The 18321-nt window shown below is 71.2% G+C and carries 14 protein-coding genes; 10 read left to right on the top strand and 4 right to left on the bottom strand.

The annotated features are described in order from the left end of the window. Nucleotides 1-8 precede the first annotated feature (8 nt). From dprA to SLW56_RS11535, 8 genes are all read left to right on the top strand, one after another. Nucleotides 9-1163 (top strand): DNA-processing protein DprA, encoded by a 1155-nt coding sequence (gene dprA, locus SLW56_RS11570; RefSeq protein ID WP_295920423.1) that lies wholly within the window; start codon nt 9-11, stop codon nt 1161-1163. Nucleotides 1164-1206: 43 nt separating this feature from the next. Next, on the top strand, nt 1207-1680 hold the full coding sequence (locus SLW56_RS11565; RefSeq protein WP_010340686.1) for a DUF494 family protein: 474 nt from the start codon (nt 1207-1209) through the stop codon (nt 1678-1680). Nucleotides 1681-1722: 42 nt separating this feature from the next. Continuing rightward, nucleotides 1723-2424 carry a pilin gene (locus SLW56_RS11560; RefSeq protein ID WP_173003432.1) on the top strand — a complete coding sequence of 234 codons (702 nt, stop codon included), beginning with the start codon at nt 1723-1725 and terminating at the stop codon, nt 2422-2424. A 39-nt stretch (nt 2425-2463) separates the two neighbouring features. Continuing rightward, the gene (locus tag SLW56_RS11555) at nt 2464-3405 is read left to right on the top strand and encodes an RDD family protein (RefSeq protein WP_320694870.1); all 942 of its coding nucleotides are present in this window, start codon (nt 2464-2466) and stop codon (nt 3403-3405) included. A gap of 239 nt (nt 3406-3644) precedes the next feature. Continuing rightward, nucleotides 3645-6131 carry a DNA topoisomerase I gene (locus SLW56_RS11550; RefSeq protein ID WP_017913294.1) on the top strand — a complete coding sequence of 829 codons (2487 nt, stop codon included), beginning with the start codon at nt 3645-3647 and terminating at the stop codon, nt 6129-6131. A 289-nt stretch (nt 6132-6420) separates the two neighbouring features. Beyond that, the gene (locus tag SLW56_RS11545; RefSeq protein WP_295913069.1) at nt 6421-6981 is read left to right on the top strand and encodes a Sua5/YciO/YrdC/YwlC family protein; all 561 of its coding nucleotides are present in this window, start codon (nt 6421-6423) and stop codon (nt 6979-6981) included. Between the two features lie 554 nt (nt 6982-7535). Further along, complete coding sequence (locus tag SLW56_RS11540) at nt 7536-8291, top strand: DUF4124 domain-containing protein (protein WP_267085809.1); 756 nt, start codon at nt 7536-7538, stop codon at nt 8289-8291. Beyond that, nucleotides 8291-8941, top strand: a complete 651-nt coding sequence (locus tag SLW56_RS11535; RefSeq protein ID WP_320694869.1) for a DUF4124 domain-containing protein — start codon at nt 8291-8293, stop codon at nt 8939-8941. Before SLW56_RS11540 ends, SLW56_RS11535 begins: the two co-directional genes overlap by 1 nt. Before the next feature lie 329 nt (nt 8942-9270). Here SLW56_RS11535 and SLW56_RS11530 read toward each other — a convergent pair whose 3' ends face one another. After that, nucleotides 9271-10044, bottom strand: a complete 774-nt coding sequence (locus tag SLW56_RS11530) for an SDR family oxidoreductase (protein WP_017909765.1) — start codon at nt 10042-10044, stop codon at nt 9271-9273. 87 nt (nt 10045-10131) lie between these two features. On the opposite strand from SLW56_RS11530, the gene SLW56_RS11525 reads away from it, so the two are divergent. After that, nucleotides 10132-10338 (top strand): hypothetical protein, encoded by a 207-nt coding sequence (locus SLW56_RS11525; protein ID WP_017914852.1) that lies wholly within the window; start codon nt 10132-10134, stop codon nt 10336-10338. Nucleotides 10339-10420: 82 nt separating this feature from the next. Here the strand turns inward: SLW56_RS11525 and sppA are convergent, their stop codons facing one another. From sppA to SLW56_RS11510, 3 genes are all read right to left on the bottom strand, one after another. Then, the gene (gene sppA / locus SLW56_RS11520) at nt 10421-12319 is read right to left on the bottom strand and encodes a signal peptide peptidase SppA (RefSeq protein ID WP_320694868.1); all 1899 of its coding nucleotides are present in this window, start codon (nt 12317-12319) and stop codon (nt 10421-10423) included. Nucleotides 12320-12395: 76 nt separating this feature from the next. Continuing rightward, on the bottom strand, nt 12396-13766 hold the full coding sequence (locus SLW56_RS11515; RefSeq protein WP_017911990.1) for an MATE family efflux transporter: 1371 nt from the start codon (nt 13764-13766) through the stop codon (nt 12396-12398). Nucleotides 13767-13926: 160 nt separating this feature from the next. Continuing rightward, nucleotides 13927-15378, bottom strand: a complete 1452-nt coding sequence (locus SLW56_RS11510) for a hypothetical protein (protein ID WP_267100260.1) — start codon at nt 15376-15378, stop codon at nt 13927-13929. 696 nt (nt 15379-16074) lie between these two features. On the opposite strand from SLW56_RS11510, the gene SLW56_RS11505 reads away from it, so the two are divergent. Beyond that, nucleotides 16075-18264 (top strand): primosomal protein N', encoded by a 2190-nt coding sequence (locus tag SLW56_RS11505; protein WP_320694867.1) that lies wholly within the window; start codon nt 16075-16077, stop codon nt 18262-18264. The last annotated feature ends 57 nt before the right edge of the window (nt 18265-18321 follow it).

Below are 18321 nucleotides of genomic sequence, written 5' to 3'. Positions count from 1 at the left end.
CTGGGCGCATGTCCAGTCCGGTCATCGCCCCTGCCCACACACCCGCCGACCCGGCCCTGCTGCGCCTGTCGCTGGCCGGCGGCGCCAGCGCCCCACGCCGGCTGCTGCTGGAGCAACACGGCAGCCCGGCCGCGGCGCTGGCCGCCGGTCCCGCCGGCTGGCAGGCCGCCGGCCTGGATGCGGCGCAGATCGCCGCGTTGCAGCGGCCCGACCGCGCCGCGCTGGACACCGCCGAGCACTGGCTGGCGCAACCAGGTCGGCACCTGCTGGGCTGCCACGATGCCGACTACCCGGCCCTGTTGCGGCGCACGCCCAATCCGCCACTGGCGCTGTACGTGGACGGCGATCCCACGGTGCTGTGGCATCCGGCCGTGGCCGTGGTCGGCAGCCGCGCCCCCAGCGCCGGCGGCCGCGACAACGCCTACGGCTTCGCCCTGGCCCTGGCCACGGCCGGCTTTGCGGTGACCAGCGGCATGGCCAGCGGCGTGGATGCCGCCGCGCACCGGGCCGCACTGTCGCGCGCGGACGGGCTGACCGTGGCGGTGGTCGGCACCGGCCCCGACCTGGCCTACCCGCGCCAGCACGCCGCCCTGCGCCGCCAGATCGCCGAACGCGGCGCGGTGGTCAGCGAGCACCCGCCCGGCACGCCGGCGCGGGCGGGGCACTTCCCGGCGCGCAACCGGATCATCGCCGGACTGAGCCTGGCGACCCTGGTGATCGAGGCGGCCACCCGCTCCGGCGCGCTGATCACCGCGCGGCTGGCCGCCGAGGCCGGGCGCGAGGTATTCGCCCTGCCCGGCTCGATCCACAATCCGCTGGCGCGCGGCTGCCATCGGCTGATCCGCGACGGCGCCGGGCTGGTGGAAAGCGCCGAGGAGGTGCTGGCCGGGGTCGCGCCCCTGGCCGCCGAACTGGCCGACGCCTTGCGCGGGCGCCTGAACGCCCCCACACAGGGAGCCAGCACCGCGCGCGCGGCCACACCGGCCTTCCCCCACCCCGACTACCAGCGCTTGTGGCAGGCGCTGGGCCACGACCCCATCTGTATGGATTCAGTGATCGCACGCAGCGGATTGACGGCCGCAGCGGCGTCCTCCATGCTGCTGGCCATGGAACTGGATGGCTACGTGGCGGTCGAACGCGGTCGTTACACCCGCAAACCCTAGTTTCTTCACCTCCACAGCGTCTCGCGACGCAGGCCGAGGGGCAATGAAAGAGAGCATTCTGGATGTCCTGCTGTACCTGTTCGAACACTATTTCAGCGAAGACGCGGATCCGGTCCGCGATCGCGACTCCCTCCAGAATGGCCTGATCCAGGCCGGTTTCAGCCCCACCGAGATCAGCAAGGCGTTCGACTGGCTCGACGCCCTGGCCGACCAGCGCCCGGCCGTGGCGCAGCCGCGCATCGATGGCCCGATCCGCATCTACCACGGTCCGGAACTGGACAAGCTCGACGTGGAATGCCGCGGCTTCCTGCTGTTCCTGGAGCAGCACGGCATCCTCGACAGCGACCAGCGCGAGTTGGTGCTGGACCGGGCCATGGCGCTGGATCAGGACGAACTGGATCTGGACGACCTGAAGTGGGTGGTGCTGATGGTGCTGTTCAACCAGCCTGGTGCCGAGGCGGCGTACGCGTGGATGGAAACGCAGATGTTCGTCGACGAGCCGGAGCCGGTTCACTGAGTCGCTGACGGTCGCGCACGGATGCACGAAGACACTTCCCCATTGGCGATCTGGTACTACGTCGATGCCGCGCGCGAGCGGCACGGCCCGTTGCCGGCGTCCGCCCTGCTGGAACGCCTGCACGACGGCCGCCTGCAGCGCGAGACCCTGGTCTGGCGCGAAGGCCTGCCGGAGTGGCGGCCGCTGCACGCGGTCGCCGCCGAACTGGGCCTGCCCGACGCCCCCACCCCGCCGCCCTTGCCGCCACCGCTCCAGACGGCCGCGCCCGTGCCCCCCGCTGCCACCGCCGCGCCGCGCAGCGGCCTGTCCGGCTGCGCGATCATGGCCATCGTCGGCACCATCGTCGGCGTGCTGCTGGTGGCGTTCCTGGGCATCGCCGCGGCGATCGCCCTGCCCGCCTACCAGGACTACCTGGCACGCGCGAAGGTCGCGCAGGCGCTCGACCACCTGGCGCCGCTGAAGGACCAGATCGCCGCCTTCAATGCACAGGAGCACCGCTGCGCGGTCAACGGCGACACCGGCTTCGGCGCACCGCAGAGCTATGCCGGCGACACCATCGCGCAGGTGCGGGTCGGCCGCTTCGACAACGGCCACTGCGGCCTGGAAGCCACCCTGCACCTGCCCGACCACAAGCGCCTGGATGGCAAAGCGCTGTGGCTGGACTACGATGAGCGCACGTCCGCCTGGAACTGCAGTTCCGACCTGGACGATCGCGTCCTGCCGGTCCACTGCCGCGGCGGCTGACCGGCGCACCGTTTTCGACTGCAACTCCCGGGGAACAGAATGACTGAGTGGTACTACGCCGACGCAGCGCAGCAGCGCCATGGGCCGCTAGCGGCCGCCGACCTGCAGCAGCGCTTCCAGCGCGGCGAGATCGGATTGTCCACCCTGGTCTGGCGCGAGGGCCTGAGCGAATGGCGCACCCTGGCCGAGTTCGTCGACGAACTCGGCCTGACCCAGGCACCGGCGCCTGCGATTGCCCCGATCGAGGTTGACCGAGAGACTCCTCCTCCGCCCCCGGCCGCGACCGTCCCCGACGCCTGGACCGCGCCCGCGCCGGCCGTGGCGGCGTCGCCCTATGCGGCGCCCAGCGCCGTGCTCGACGGTGGCGCGCGGGTGGTCGGCGGCGGCGAGGTGGTGCAGGCCGGTTTCTGGAAACGCGTGGCCGCCTACCTGATCGACGCGTTCCTGGTCGGCATCGTCGCCAACGTGATCCAGTTCGTGGTGATGCTGGGCTTCTTCGGGATCACCGGCTTCGGCAAGCAGCCGGACTTCAGCACTGCCGCCGGCATCGTCATGCTGCTCCTGCTGTACCTGCTGCCGATGGCGATCGCGGCGCTGTACTACGGCCTGTTCCACGCCTCCACCAAGCAGGCCACGCTGGGCAAAATGGCGGTCGGCATCAAGGTGGTGCGCACCGACGGCAGCCGCATCACCTTGTCCCGCGGCGTGGGCCGCTACTTCGGCTTCATGCTGAGCAGCCTGACCCTGGGCATCGGCCTGCTGATGGCGGCCTTCACCGAGCGCAAGCAGGCCCTGCACGACATGCTCTGCGACACCCTGGTGGTGGACAAGTGGGCCTACACCGACCACCCGGAATGGCAGCAGCGCAAGCTGGGCACGGTCACGGTGGTGATCCTGGCCCTGTTCGGCCTGCTGTCGGCAGCGGCGCTGCTGGTGGTGGCGCTGGCGATCGGCGTGGCCGCCAAGGGCGGCTGGCACTGAGTCCGGCGGGCTCCGGGAACCCCCGCCGCCGCCCGCGCGCCTGCCCGGCCGGCAGGCGCCGGCTTGACAGCGGGCGCCGGACATGCCCACTAATAAATAAGCGCCGTAGCTGAACGCCCGGGGGTTCCATCCCGGGCGTCGGCTTCTCTGCGAGACCGCAACGCTTCACTAACCGGAGCAATTGCGCCACCCTACCGCCCCCAGGGCGTCCGCCCACGCCCATCGAAGCCCGACCCGCCATGTCCAAGCACCTGCTCATCGTCGAATCGCCCGCCAAGGCCAAGACGATCAACAAATACCTCGGCAAGGATTTCCACGTCCTGGCCTCGTATGGGCACGTGCGCGACCTGATCCCGAAGGAAGGCGCAGTGGATCCGGACGACGGCTTCGCGATGCGCTACGCGCTGATCGACAAGAACGAGAAGCACGTGGAGGCCATCGCCAAGGCGGCCAAGGCGGCCGAGGACATCTACCTGGCGACCGACCCGGACCGCGAGGGCGAGGCGATCAGCTGGCACATCGCCGAGATCCTGCAGGAGCGCGGGCTGCTCAAGGGCAAGCCGCTGCACCGGGTGGTGTTCACCGAGATCACCCCGCGCGCGATCAAGGAAGCGATGGCGCAACCTCGGCAGATCGCCGGCGACCTGGTCGATGCGCAGCAGGCCCGCCGCGCGCTGGACTACCTGGTCGGCTTCAACCTGTCGCCGGTGCTGTGGCGCAAGGTGCAGCGCGGTCTGTCCGCCGGCCGCGTGCAGTCGCCGGCGCTGCGCATGATCGTCGAGCGCGAGGAGGAAATCGAAGCCTTCATCGCCCGCGAGTACTGGTCCATCGCCGCCGATTGCGCGCACCCCTCGCAGCACTTCAACGCCAAGCTGATCAAGCTCGACGGGCAGAAGTTCGAGCAGTTCACCATCACCGACGGCGACACCGCCGAATCTGCGCGCCTGCGCATCCAGCAGGCCGCGCAGGGCGCGCTGCACGTCACCGACGTCGCCAGCAAGGAGCGCAAGCGCCGCCCGGCGCCGCCGTTCACCACCTCCACGCTGCAGCAGGAAGCCTCGCGCAAGCTCGGCTTCACCACCCGCAAGACCATGCAGGTGGCGCAGAAGCTGTACGAAGGCGTGGCGATCGGCGACGAAGGCACGGTCGGCCTGATCTCGTACATGCGTACCGACTCGGTCAACCTGTCGCAGGACGCGCTGGCCGAGATCCGCGACGTGATCGCCCGCGACTACGGCATCGCCTCGCTGCCGGACCAGCCCAACACCTACCAGACCAAGTCCAAGAACGCCCAGGAAGCGCACGAAGCGGTGCGTCCGACCTCGGCGCTGCGTACCCCGTCGCAGGTGGCCCGCTTCCTGACCGACGACGAGCGCAAGCTGTACGAGCTGATCTGGAAGCGTGCGGTGGCCTGCCAGATGATTCCGGCCACGCTCAACACCGTCAGCGTCGACCTGTCGGCCGGCAGCGAACACGTGTTCCGCGCCAGCGGTACCACCGTGGTGGTCCCCGGCTTCCTGGCCGTGTACGAGGAAGGCAAGGACAACAAGAGCGCCGAGGACGAGGACGAAGGCCGCAAGCTGCCGGCGATGAAGCCTGGCGACCGCGTGCCGCTGGAACGCATCCTGGCCGAGCAGCACTTCACCCAGCCGCCGCCGCGCTTCACCGAAGCGGCGCTGGTGAAGGCGCTGGAAGAGTATGGCATCGGCCGTCCCTCGACCTACGCCTCGATCATCCAGACCCTGCTGTTCCGCAAGTACGTGGAGATGGAAGGCCGCAGCTTCCGCCCGTCCGACGTCGGCCGCGCGGTGTCCAAGTTCCTGTCCAGCCACTTCACCCAGTACGTGGACTACGACTTCACCGCCAAGCTCGAAGACGAGCTGGACGCGGTCTCGCGCGGCGAGGAGGAGTGGGTCCCGCTGATGTCGCGCTTCTGGGAGCCGTTCAAGGAACTGGTCGAGGACAAGAAGGAATCGGTCGACCGCGCCGAAGCCAGCGGTGCGCGCGAGCTCGGCACCGACCCCAAGACCGGCAAGCCGGTGAGCGTGCGCCTGGGCCGCTTCGGGCCGTACGCGGCGATCGGCAGCACCGCCGAGGACGCCGAGGACAAGCCCAAATTCGCGTCGCTGCGGCCCGGCCAGAGCATGCACACCATCACCCTGGAGGAGGCGCTGGAGCTGTTCCTGATGCCGCGCAGCCTCGGCCAGGACCAGGGCGAGGAGGTCAGCGTCGGCATCGGCCGCTTCGGCCCGTTCGCCAAGCGCGGTAGCGTCTACGCCTCGCTGAAGAAGGAAGACGATCCCTACACCATCGATCTGGCCCGTGCGGTGTTCCTGATCGAGGAGAAGGAAGAGATCGCGCGCAACCGCATCATCAAGGAATTTCCCGGCAGCGACATCCAGGTACTCAACGGCCGCTTCGGCCCGTACATCAGCGACGGCAAGCTCAACGGCAAGATCCCCAAGGATCGCGAGCCCGCCTCGCTGAGCCTGGACGAAGTGCAGAAGCTGCTGGAGGAAACCGGCAAGCCGGTGCGCAAGGGCTTCGGCGCCAAGAAGGCCGCCGCCAAGAAGGAAGCCGCGCCGAAGAAGAGCGCGGCGAAGAAGGCCGCGGCCGACGCCCCGGCCAAGCCGGCGGCGAAGAAAGCGGTCAAGAAGGCCGCGAAGAAAACCGCCAAGAAAACGGTGAAGAAGGCGGCGAAGAAGACCGTGGCCAAGGGCGGCTGAGCCGCTCTGCGGATGGCCCAGGGCGGCCCGATGCACCCCCTCGAATAGTATGAGCGCGGGCGCCGAGCCGCCTTCTCGCGGTGCCGACGGCGTCTCTCAGCGCCTGAAGATCCGCGACAACCCGATTTTCCTGTGGGAGGGGCTTCAGCCCCCGACGCTTTATCGGTAAGGCGTCGGGGCTGAAGCACCTCCCACAGAAAAGCGGCGGGCCGGAGACTTGCGAAAATCCCGAGTCCTGCCCAACCGACCCTCATTGTCCTTAGACGACGACGTGCCGCATGATGCGCGCATGAACGACCTGTCCCTGAGCCATGCCGTCGCCGTCCTGCGCAAGGGCGGCGTGATCGCCTATCCCACCGAAGCGGTGTGGGGCCTGGGCTGCGATCCGCACGACGAGACCGCCGTGACCCGCCTGCTGCGGATCAAGCAGCGACCCGTGGACAAGGGCCTGATCGTGGTCGCCGCCGAACTGGACCCGTTGCGCCCGTTGCTCGACCTGTCGGCCCTGCCGCCGGACCGGCTGGCCGCGGTGCTGGCCAGTTGGCCCGGACCGCATACCTGGATCCTGCCCGCCGCCGCGCATGCGCCGCCCTGGATCACCGGCGCGCACCAGGGCATCGCCGTGCGGATCAGTGCCCATCCGCTGGTGGCCGCCCTGTGCCGGGCCTGGGGCGGCGCCCTGGTCTCGACCAGTGCCAACCGCGGCGGCGAGCCGCCGGCACGGCAGCGCAGCGAACTGGATCCGCTGGTGCTGGGCGACCTCGACGGCCTGCTCGACGGCGAGACCGGCGGCCTGGCCCAGCCCACCCCGATCCGCGACGCCGCCAGCGGCGAGATCCTGCGCGCCTGAGGCGCTGCTCTTCAGCGCGGCACGCCTGTCTTCCGCCGTGTCGGCGTCTGGCGGCAATGGCGCGATGGGGCCACGCGGGCGCTTCGCGCACCGTACCCTCACCCCAACCCCTCTCCCAGCGGGAGAGGGGTAGCTGTTCCCTTCTCCCATTGGGAGAAGGTGGCCCGAAGGGCCGGATGAGGGTGCGGGCGCAGCCTGGTGCACTCAAACTACACGAGTCGCTTCGCGCCGGACCCTCACCCCAACCCCTCTCCCGACGGGAGAGGGCTAGCTGTTCCCTTCTCCCATTGGGAGAAGGTAGCCGGAAGGGCCGGATGAGGGTCGGGCGAAGCCTCGCAGCGACAGATCAACGCGCCAGTACTGCACGAGCGCGCCCTGGCCGAGGCCGGCGGCACCGTACAGCAGCTGCGAAATGCGGCAGGAAGCGCGCTGACCGACCCGCGGCCTGCCCGATGCGCGACAAGACCCCGCTGCGGCCCCACCCGCGCCATCGCGTCCTGAATCCCCGCTCCCCCGCCCTTTCCCTGGCTGCCCAAGGCGCGCAAGATGCGCGCATGCGCCTCCTTCTCCGCCCATTGCTGCTGCTGAGCCTGTCGTCCTGGATCGGTGCCGGCTGGGCGCAACAGACGCAGACGGTCAGCAGCGACGGCAGCAATGCGTCGGTGCGCATCTATCGCTGCATCGCCGCTTCCGGCGCGGTCAGCCTGCAGAACGCCCCCTGCGAGAACGCGCGCCAGCAGCAGGTCCTGGACATGCAGCGTCCGCGCGATCCGCCGCCGCGGCCGACCACCACCATCAGCACCGATCCGGCACGCGCGCAGGCCTCGCCGGCGCCGCTGCCGCAGCGCGAACTCCGCATCGTCACCGTGCAGCCTGCGCAGCCGATGTACGAGTGCGTCACCCCGGAAGGCGCGCGTTACACCAGCGACGACAACGCCGGCAATCCGCGCTGGGTGCCGCTGTGGGCCTATGGCTATGCCGAGGGCCCGTACGCACGGCCATCCGGGCGCGGCCCCGATGGTCGCTCGCCCGGCCCGCCGGGACCGCCTCCGCCCGGCGGCCCGCGCCCTCCCGGTCCACCGCCGCCTGGGGTGTCCGCCGGCGCCGGCGTGATCGTGCCGGCCGGCAGCACGATGATCCGCGACACCTGCACCGCGCTGCCCGAGCAGGAAGTCTGCGCACGCCTGAGCGATCGCCGCTGGGAACTGATCCGTCGCTACAACAGTGCGCTGCAGAGCGAGCGCCGCGCAATGGAAACCGAGCAGCGCGGCATCGATGCGCGTCTGGCGCGCGACTGCGGCGGCAGCTGATGCGGCGCGCACTCTGCCTCGCCGTGGTGCTGACCTGTGCCGGCGCCGCGCACGCCGAACCGGTGGTGTTCTATCGCTGCACCGACGCGCAGGACAACCTGACCATCCAGAACCAGCCCTGTCCCAAGGGCATGCGCCAGCAGAAGAAAATCATGCAGGGCGTCAGCAGCGCCGCACTGCCGGCCGCGATCGCCGCCCAGCCCGCGCCATCGCCGCCGCCCGCACGCGCCACGACCGCCGCGTCCACCACCGCGCCTGCTGACACGCCAACCGCGGCAGACGCAGCCGCCGCGCCACCGCCACCAATGCTGCCGCCCCCGCCGCTGTACACCTGCAGCACCCGCGAGCAGGCGTCCTACATCGGAGAGGTCGCCGAACCGCCGCCGCGGTGCGTGCCGCTGCCCACGACGGATCTGGATGGCGGCCCCAACCAGGCCGGCGGCAGCGCCTGCGAAGTGCTGCGCGACCAGTGCCAGCCGCTGCCCGCCGAGCAGCTATGCGATGCCTGGAAGAACTATGTGGCCGAGGCCGAGACACACTGGCGTTTCGCCGTGCCCGACCATGCCGAGGCACTGCGCACGGAGTTCGAACGCCGCCAGCACCTGCTCGAGGCCAGCGAGTGCGGCGCGCCGGATCGCCGTGCACCGTGACCCATCGCGCGCGCGCGTGGCTGTGCGCCTGTTTTCGTAGGAGCGGCTCCAGCCGCTCCTAGGCATTCCGCTGCGCGCAGTTGATCGCATGCACCACAGCCGGCAGCGCTAAACAAAGCGCTCAGCCAAAAACCACCATCCACCACGATGCATTCGCCGGTCATGTCGCTGGCCGCCGGCAGACAAAGGAACCGGTCACCGCGGTGCGCGCGCACAGCTTCTTGTGGGAGGGACTTCAGTCCCGACGCCGTATCACCCGGGGCGTACCGCACTGCGCCTTTCATCTGCTGCCCTGCGCGCGCGCAGCCGCCACGCAAAGGGCTGACCCGCTAGAACCCATAACGCAAAAAGCCCCCATCCACCGCGATGCATTCGCCGGTGATGTAGCTGGCCGCCGGCAGGCACAGGAAGCCGACCGCCGCCGCCACTTCCTCCGGTTCGCCGATACGGCGCATCGGCGTGCGCTCGATCACTTGCTCGTAGTAGTCCGGATCCGACAATGGGCCGGAGGTGCGGCGGGTGCGGATGTACCAGGGCGCCACCGCATTGACCCGGATGCCGTCCTCGGCCCATTCGGCGGCGAGGTTGCGGGTGAGCTGGTGCAGCGCTGCCTTGGTCATGCCGTAAGGCGCGCCGCTGCGCACGTGGGTCAGTCCCGACACGCTGCCGACGTTGACGATCGCCGAGGCCGCGTGCTGCGCCAGCAGCGGATGCGCGTAGCGCGACAGCTCGAACGCGGAGAACAGGTTGGTCTCGAAGATGCCGCGCCACTCGTCCTCGGTGTAGTCCACCGCAGCCTTGCTGACGTTGCCGCCGGCGTTGTTGATCAGCAGGTGCAGGCCATCGGCATGGTCCTCGACCCAGTCCAGGATCTCGCGGCGGTCCTCGTCGTCGGCGACGTCGGCGGCCAGCGCCAGGATCTCGCGCTCGGGAAAGGTCTCGCGCAACTCGTCGCGCGCCGCTTCCAGCGCGTCGAGGTCGCGCGCCACCAGCAGCAGGTCGGCGCCGAACCCGAGCAGTTCGCGCGCGATCGCCAGGCCGATGCCGGCGCTGGCGCCGGTGATCAGCGCGGTCTGTCCGTCCAGCCGCCAACGGTGCTGCATGCGCGTGCCTGTCTGCTCACATGGGAGGCGTAGGATGATACCTCCACCCTCGAGGAGGTCGCCGCCATGTCCGCACCACTGCGCAGGATGACGTTGGCATTGCCGCTGCTCGCACTGCTGGCCGCATGCAAGCCGGAGCCGCCGCAACCGCCCGATGCGCCGCCACCGCCGAAGGCCAGCGCATTGCGCAGCGCCATCGCCCAGCCGCTGGATCGCGCCAGGCAGACCCAGGCCACGCTCGACCACGCCGCGGCCGCGCAGAACGCCGCGCTCGACGCCGCGACCGCGCAATGAACAACGCCGGCCACGGGGGCCGGCGTTGCAGGAAGCAGGCGACGTGCCCGCAAGAGCGCGCCGCTGCCGGCGTAGGGCCGGCTTACAGACCGCAGAAGCAGTAGGCCAGCGCCTTCACCGGCGCGCCCGGACGGGTGTCGGCCGCGTCCTTGACGAAGCGCAGCTGGGTGTCCAGTTCCGGCAGGCTGCGCGCCAGCAGGGCGTGGCCCAGCGCCGAGTCGCTCAGCATCCACACGCCCAGGCGGCTGCCGGCGAACCCGCTGACGAACTGCGCGAACGGCGTGGCCGGCTTCTCGACGTAGCGCACCCGGTACTTGTCCGGGCCGCCCAGCTTGGCGCGCGCGGCGGCATCGGCCACCGCGTCCTTGAAGCCGCCGAACGCGTCCACCAGCCCGCGCTCCTTGGCCTGCGCACCGCTCCACACGCGGCCGCGCGCGACCTGGTCGATGGCCTCGACCGACTTGCCGCGCGCCTGCGCGACCTTGCCGGTGAAGTCGGCATAGCCCTTGTTGATCACCGACTGGATCAGTTGGCCCACCGCCGGATCCATCGGCCGGGTCATGTCGAAGGCGCCGGCGAAACGGGTGGTGCCGACGCCGTCGGTGTGCACGCCGATCTTGTCCAGGGTGCGGGTGATGTTGGGGATCATGCCGAAGATGCCGATCGAGCCGGTGATCGTCGACGGATCGGCGTAGATGCGATCGGCGTTCATGCTGATCCAGTAGCCGCCGGACGCGGCCAGGTCGCCCATCGACACCACCACAGGCTTGCCGGCGGCCTTCAGCGCCACCACCTCGCGGCGGATCTGCTCGGAGGCGAACACTTCGCCGCCGGGCGAATCCACGCGCAGCACCACCGCCTTGACCGCGTCGTCGTCGCGCGCCTGGCGCAGCAGCGCCGCGGTCGACTCGCCGCCGATGCGGCCGGCCGGCTGTTCGCCGCCGCTGATCTCGCCCGCGGCGACCACCACCGCCACCTGCGGACGCGAGTCCACCGGCGAACGGCGCAGGTCCAGCTGCTGCAGGTAGCCGTCCAGGTCGACGTTGCGGTAGCCGGTGTCGGCATCGTCGTCGGCGACGCCACGCTTGGCCAGCAACTGATCGACGTCCTCGCGGGTCTTCAGGCCGTCCACCAGCTTCTGCTGCAGGGCGAACTTGGCCAGGTCGCCACCGGCGGCGGCCACGCCCTCGGGCATGGTGTCGATGCCGGCGTTGATCTGCTCAGGCGCCAGCTTGCGCGCCTTGGCGATGTCGGCCACGTAGCGCTGCCATACGTCGTTCATCCAGAACAGGTCGGCTTCCTTGGACGCCGCCGAGGCCGCGTCGAGCACGTACGGCTCGGCGGCGGACTTGTATTCGCCGACCTTGAACAGGTGCACGTCCACGCCGAGCTTGTCCTGCAGGCCCTCGCGGAAGTACTGGCGGTAGCGGCCCAGGCCTTCCAGGGTCATCGAGCCCATCGGGTCCAGGTAGACCTCGTTGGCCTGCGCGGCCAGCAGGTACTGCCACTGATTCAGGTTGTCGCTGTAGGCGACGATCTGCTTGCCGGAGCTGCGCAGGTCCTGCAGCGCCTTCTCCACCTCGCGCATCGAGGCGAAGCCGCTGGGCTGCAGCTTGTCCAGGCGCAGCGCCACGCGCTCGATCTTCGGGTCGGTCTTGGCCGCCTCGATGGCGCGCACCAGGTCGCGCAACTGGATCTCCTGCGCGCCCTTGTCGTTCATCGCCTTGGCCAGCGCGCGGCTGACCGGGTCGGCGCTGAACTGCTCGACCAGCTTGCCTTCCGGCGCGATCAGCAGCGTGGTGCGGTCGCGCAGCGCCTTGCCGCCGTCGCCGCGCGCCATGGCGAACACCATCGCCAGCAGGATCAGCAACAGGAAACCGAAGAACACCAGGTTGAAGATCAACCGGCGGGTGAAGTTCATCACATCCCACAGGCCGACGAAGAAGTTGGCGACGGGGCTGCGACGCACGGGTTGGTTCATGGAAAGCTCCGAAAGGAAGGCGTCTTGCGCCTGCGCAGCATACCGGCTGCATCAGGCGCCGCACATGCGTCTGAAGTCAGGGGGCCGCCGGCGCGGCCAGCAGCCGCGCGCTGCTCCAGCGGAAACGCGCACCCATCATCACCGCGGCCGCGGTCAGACCCAGGATCAGGCCGATCCACATGCCCTGCGGTCCCCAGCCCAGCCACAGGCCGAGGCCGGCGCCCAGCGGCATGCCCAGGCCCCAGTAGGAGCACAGGGCCAGCAACATCGGTACGCGGGTGTCCTTGAGGCCGCGCAGCGCGCCGGCCGACAGCACCTGCACGCCGTCGGGGAACTGGAAGGTGGCCGCGTACAGCAGCAGCGTGGAGGCCAGCGCCGCCACCGCCAGGTCGCTGGTGTAGACGCCGACGATGGCGTCGTGGCCGACCAGCAGCACCAGCGCCGACAGCGCCTGGGTGCCGAGCACGATCGCATAGCCGGCCCAGGCCGCGCCGCGCACGCCTACCGCATCGCCCGCGCCGGCAGCGCGGCCGACCCGCACCGTGGTCGCTTCGGCCACGCCCATCGGCACCATGAAGCACAGCTGCGCCACGTTGATCGCGATCTGGTGCGCCGCCGCCGGCACCTCGCCGAGCCGCGCGATCAGCAGCGCGGTGACGATGAACAGGCCGCCTTCCATCAGGATGGTCACGCCGATCGGCAATCCGGTCTTGAGCAGCCCGACGATCGCGCGCAGATCCGGCGCCTCGAACCGCGCGAACAGGCGCAACGGCGCAAAGCGCCTGGACCGCGCCAGGTAGATGGCGAAGCACAGCGCCTGCGCCCACATCATGATCGCCGAGGCCATGCCCAGGCCGCCGGCGCCGTGCTCGCGCAGACCCCACAGGCCGAAGGTCAGCGCATAGCCGAGCGGCGCCAGCAGCAGCAGGCCGCCGAAGCCGAGCAGCATGGTCGGCAGGGTCCAGTGCATGCCTTCGCTGAGGTAGCGCATGCAGAAGTACAGCACCAGCGCCGGCACGCCCCAACGGATCGCAAGCAGGAAGTCGCGCGCGCCGGGCACGATCTCCGGGGCGATGCCCAGTTGCGGCAGCGCCATCGGCATCACGCTGAGGAACGCGAACATCAGCAGGCCCAGGCCCAGCGACAGCCACAGCGCCTGGCGGAACAGCGGCCCGATCTGCGCATGGCGCTTGGCGCCGTCGAGCTGCGACACCGAGGCGGTCAGGGCGATCAGGGTGCCGATCGGGATCATCATCGGCAGCCACAGCAGCGCGGTGCCGACCGTCACCGAGGCCAGCGTGCGGGTGCCGTGGTGGCCGGCGATCACGTTGTCGACGAAGCTGATCAGGCCGGTGGAGACGTGCCCCAGGACCAGCGGCAGGGCGAGCTGCGCGGTGGTGCGCAGTTCGCGGCCCCGGACCGAGGCCGGGGTGGAAGACGAAAACATTGCAAGACTCTGGCGATCCCGCCGACTGCGGCCGCGCAGACAGCGCCGGCACCGGGTGGCGGAGGCCGGGCATTCTACCCGCTGCGGCGGATGACTGCAGGAGGAGCCCGGACCCGGGGCTCGGGACCGGGTGCCCGGAACGCCAGGCGCCGCGGGCAGTTCAGCGCGCGGCGCGCTGCTTCAGCCAGGCACCACGGCTGTCGGCGCCCTGCGCCAGCAGGTCGCGGCGCAAGGCGGCACGGTCCTGCGGCGGGGTACGTTGCGACAGCAGCGCCAGATGCTCGCGCTGGTCCGCCGGCAGGCCGCGCAACAGGCCCAGCAGTGCCTGCCGCTGCGCCTCCGGCACGTAGCCCAGCAGCGGCTGCAGCGCCCAGAACTCGGCACCCAGTTCCGGGCCGAGCAACCAGCCGTGGCGCTCCAGGGCGTCCATCTCGGCGAACTGCGCATGCAGGCTGTGCTGCTGCTCGATCGGCAGGCCGGCGAAGGCCGTGGCGACCTGACGCAGCCGCGCCTGCGCCGCCGCCGGCAGCGCATCCCAGGCGGCCTGGCGCGCGCGCAGTTGCGCCGGGGTCAGCGCCGGTGGCGTGGTCGCCGCGGGCGCGACGGCCGGGGCAACGGTGGCAGCCGGCGGGGCTTCGGCGGCCTCCGCCAAGTCGGCCGCGCTGGGAGCACTGCGCTCGATCCGCGGCGGCGGCGCGCCGGCCGCGTACCACGCATAGAAATCCAGGTCGTAGATCGCCGGCTCCGGCAGCGGCGCCGGCGGGTCGGCCGGCAGCGGCGGCGCGCTGGCGGTGTCCGACTCCGGCGGCAGCACTTCCACCTGCACCGGGCCGGTATCGCCCAGCGCCAGGCTCGCGTCGCTGCCACCGGCCGCGGTCGCGGCACGGGACCGATGCCAGGGCAGGCGGTCCCAGAACAGCGTCCCGACCAGGGCCAGGACCACCACCGCGATCACCGCCCCGGCCAGGCGCGTGCGCAGGGCCGAGCGCGCGGCGCGGCGGCGTGGACGCGCCGCGGCCGCGGCAGAGGCCGGCGCCTTGGCCGGCGCAGGCGAGGCCGTGCTGCCGGCGATCGCCGCATCGCGCAGTTGCGCCAGGGCCTGCAGCCGCGCCGGCGGCAGGTCGCGCAGACACTGTTGCGCCGCGTCGGCCAGCGCGCGCCAGCCGGCCGCATCCGGACGCCCGCCGGCGTCGCGCGGACAGGCCCGCGCCAGCGCCTGCTGGTAGTCCTCGGTGGTCAGCTGCAGCACCTGCGCAGCCAGCGGCTCGTCCAGTCCGGCGACGATGCGCAACAACAGCGCCAGGCGGTCGGCCGGCTGCAGGCTGCGCAGATGCGCCAGCGGCGCCGGCCAGGCACCGTCGGCGGCATCGGCCTGGCGCAGGGTGGGCACCGCAGCGAGCAGCTTCCAGAACCGCAGCGGCCAGTCGGCCATCGGCAGCGCCGCGGCGTGGCTGCGGAAGGCCCGCATCGCCGCCGCCAGGGCCGGCATGCCGCGTTCGGGCCGGCCGCTCTGCAGGTCGGCCAGGACCGCGGCGCGGCGTTCGATGCCGCGCAGGAACGCGGCCAGGGCGGGCGGTGCGGCCACGCCGTCGGAAGGGGACGTGGCGGTCATCGGGACTCCATCATCGGCGCGATGATAGCGAGGCAGCCGCCACACCGCGCGCTTGACAGCGGCGTCCCGATCGGCTCACCCGCGGCCGTCGCGACGGCCGGTTGTGCACAGCGCCGGAAATTGGCCTGCGACAGGTCTTGTCAAGCCCCCGCGAAACCATGTTGCATCTGTGTTTCACGGCCAAGTTGTTGTTTCGAAAAGAATAAATGCGATTGGCGCTTTTTTGTCCAACTCGTGGCAGAGGCTTGTGAGTCCGTCTTCACGGCGTGGAGCATGCCCGTCATGCACAGCTTTATCCACAGCAGATGTGGATAAATTCGATTCCCCAAGCGCGGCGGCCATTTACGACCGGTTTATCACTTTGCGGGCAGCAATCGCGCGCAACTCCCGCCCCCCGGAACCCACTTGCCACGGCCGCTAGGGCGTGTCACCGATCCCCGAGCATGCCGCGCCGCGGTTGCGCGTGCTTGTGGCAAGGAAGAGCGAGGAAGTGGACGTGCGTCCACGCCCGAGCGATGACGCGGCCACGGGCACGCGCAACCACGGCCCTTCGGGTTGGGTCTGGCAGGCGCGCTGCCGACGCCGCGCGGCTTGACCTGACGGCCAGTCAGGCGCTGCGCCCGCAACGCCGGCAGCGCGCCTGCCAGACCCAACGCGGCGTACTCGGGGATCGGTGACACGCCCTAGACTAGGCGGATGCCCTCCCCCGCCGCCACGCTCCGCGTCGCCCTGCCCGTGCCGCTGCCGCAGGTGTTCGACTACCTGCCGCCGCCCGGGGGCACGGTCGCCGACGGCGACGTCGGCCGCCGGGTGCAGGTGCCGTTCGGCAACCGCGAACTGAGCGGAGTGGTCGCGGCGATCGGCCAGGTCGAGGACGCCGACGGCCTGCGCGCGGCGTTGGCCTGGCTGGACCCGGTGCCCCTGCTCCACGGCGAACTGGCCGAGTCGCTGCGCTGGCTGGCGCGCTACAGCCACGCGCCGCTGGGCGAGGTGCTGGCGACCGCCCTGCCGGTGCCGTTGCGTCGCGGCGAACCGCTGCCCGACACCCACGCCTGGGCCTGGCGCCTGACCGAGGCTGGCGCCAGCCACCGCGCCCGCGCCGGCACCCGCCCGCACCGCTTCGCCGCGCTGCTGGCGGACGGCGCCATGGACGAGGACCGGCTGGACCAGGCGATGGACGACTGGCGCAGCGCCGCGCGCGCCCTGGCCAAGCGCGGCCACGCCGAGCGCATCGCGGTGCCGGCCAGCGCCGCGGCACCGCAGCCACAACCCGGTCCGATCCCCAATGCCGAACAGCAGGCCGCCATCGACGCGGTGGTCGCCGCCGCCGGCTTCGCCCCGTTCCTGCTCGACGGTGTGACCGGCAGCGGCAAGACCGAGGTCTACCTGCAGGCGATCGCCGCCTGTCTGGCGCGCGGGCGCCAAGCGCTGGTGCTGGTGCCGGAGATCGGCCTGACCCCGCAGACCCTGGCCCGCTTCCGCGCCCGCCTGGGGGTGCCGGTGCACGCGCTGCATTCGGGGCTCAACGACAACGAACGCGCCCGGGTCTGGGCCGCCGCCTGGCGTGGCGAGGCGCAGGTGGTGGTCGGCACCCGCTCGGCGGTGTTCGTGCCGCTGCCGCAGGCAGGATTGATCGTGGTCGACGAGGAACACGACGGCAGCTACAAGCAGCAGGACGGCATCCGCTACCACGCCCGCGATTTCGCCCTGGTCCGCGGCAAGGCGCTGGACGTGCCGGTGCTGCTGGGCAGCGCGACGCCGTCGCTGGAGAGCCTGTACAACGCCACCGGCGGCCGCTACACACATCTGCGCCTGACCCGCCGCGCCGGCGACGCCAAGCCGCCGACGGTGCGCGTGCTCGACGTGCGCAAGCGCCCGCTGCAGGACGGGCTGTCGCCGGAGGTGCTGGCCGGGATCGGCACGGCACTGGCCGAAGGCGGCCAGGTGCTGGTGTTCAAGAACCGCCGCGGCTATGCGCCGGTGCTGCTGTGCCACGACTGCGGCTGGACCGCGCCGTGCCAGCGCTGCAGCACCCCGCTGCACGCCACGCCGATGACCGTGCACGCCGGCGGCCGGCGCCTGCAATGCCACCACTGCGGCGCGCGCCAGCCGGCGCCGCTGGCCTGCCCGGACTGCGGCAGCCTGGCCCTGCAGCCGCAGGGCATCGGCACCGAACGCCTGGAGGAGCGCCTGGTGCAGGCATTCCCGGACGTGCCGGTGCTGCGCATCGACCGCAGCACCACCCAGCGCCGCGATGCGCTGGAGACGCAGTTGGCCACGCTCGGCACTGCGCCCGGCATCCTGGTCGGCACCCAGATCCTGGCCAAGGGCCACGACCTGCCGCAATTGAGCCGGGTGGTGGTGGTGGGCATCGACGAAGGCCTGTTCTCGGCCGATTTCCGCGCCAGCGAGAAGCTTGCGCAGCAGCTGATCCAGGTCGCCGGGCGCGCCGGCCGCGCCGCGCGCCCGGGCGAGGTCTGGCTGCAGACCCACCACCCCGCGCATCCGCTGCTGCAGACCCTGGTGCACGGCGGCTACCACGCCTTCGCCGCCGCGGAACTGGAGCAACGCGAGGCCGCCGGCTTCCCGCCGTTCGCGCACCTGGCGCTGCTGCGCGCCGAGGCCAAGCAGGTCGAGCACGCCAACGCCTTCCTCGCCGCAGTGCGCGCGCTGCTGCCGGTGCAGGACGAGGTGCAGCGCTTCGGCCCGATGCCGGCGCCGATGCCGCGCCGCGCCGGTTTCCAGCGCACCCAGTTGCTGCTGTCGGCCAACACGCGGCGCGCGCTGCACGCGTTGCTGGACGCGGCGGTGCCGGCGATCCACGCGCTGCCGCAGGCACGGCGGGTGCGCTGGTCGCTGGATGTGGATCCGCAGGATCTGTACTGACACGGCGAGTGGTGGCAGCTCGGCAGAACCGACGCGCTGTCCAATGCCGTAGAAGCG

Source organism: Xanthomonas sp. LF07-6 (assembly GCF_034105445.1).
Taxonomy (GTDB): Bacteria; Pseudomonadota; Gammaproteobacteria; order Xanthomonadales; family Xanthomonadaceae; genus Xanthomonas_A; species Xanthomonas_A sontii.
This window is presented reverse-complemented; position numbering and strand designations above follow the sequence as displayed.

Bases quoted from the DNA above. Each gene is read 5' to 3' on its own strand.
- SLW56_RS11550 (WP_017913294.1), top strand. From the start codon at position 3,645: ATGTCCAAGCACCTGCTCATCGTCGAATCGCCCGCCAAGGCCAAGACG.
- dprA (WP_295920423.1), top strand. From the start codon at position 9: ATGTCCAGTCCGGTCATCGCCCCTGCCCACACACCCGCCGACCCGGCC.
- SLW56_RS11510 (WP_267100260.1), bottom strand. From the start codon at position 15,378: ATGACCGCCACGTCCCCTTCCGACGGCGTGGCCGCACCGCCCGCCCTG.
- SLW56_RS11515 (WP_017911990.1), bottom strand. From the start codon at position 13,766: ATGTTTTCGTCTTCCACCCCGGCCTCGGTCCGGGGCCGCGAACTGCGC.
- SLW56_RS11565 (WP_010340686.1), top strand. From the start codon at position 1,207: ATGAAAGAGAGCATTCTGGATGTCCTGCTGTACCTGTTCGAACACTAT.
- SLW56_RS11505 (WP_320694867.1), top strand. From the start codon at position 16,075: ATGCCCTCCCCCGCCGCCACGCTCCGCGTCGCCCTGCCCGTGCCGCTG.
- SLW56_RS11525 (WP_017914852.1), top strand. From the start codon at position 10,132: ATGACGTTGGCATTGCCGCTGCTCGCACTGCTGGCCGCATGCAAGCCG.
- SLW56_RS11545 (WP_295913069.1), top strand. From the start codon at position 6,421: ATGAACGACCTGTCCCTGAGCCATGCCGTCGCCGTCCTGCGCAAGGGC.
- SLW56_RS11530 (WP_017909765.1), bottom strand. From the start codon at position 10,044: ATGCAGCACCGTTGGCGGCTGGACGGACAGACCGCGCTGATCACCGGC.
- SLW56_RS11555 (WP_320694870.1), top strand. From the start codon at position 2,464: ATGACTGAGTGGTACTACGCCGACGCAGCGCAGCAGCGCCATGGGCCG.
- SLW56_RS11540 (WP_267085809.1), top strand. From the start codon at position 7,536: ATGCGCCTCCTTCTCCGCCCATTGCTGCTGCTGAGCCTGTCGTCCTGG.
- SLW56_RS11535 (WP_320694869.1), top strand. From the start codon at position 8,291: ATGCGGCGCGCACTCTGCCTCGCCGTGGTGCTGACCTGTGCCGGCGCC.
- sppA (WP_320694868.1), bottom strand. From the start codon at position 12,319: ATGAACCAACCCGTGCGTCGCAGCCCCGTCGCCAACTTCTTCGTCGGC.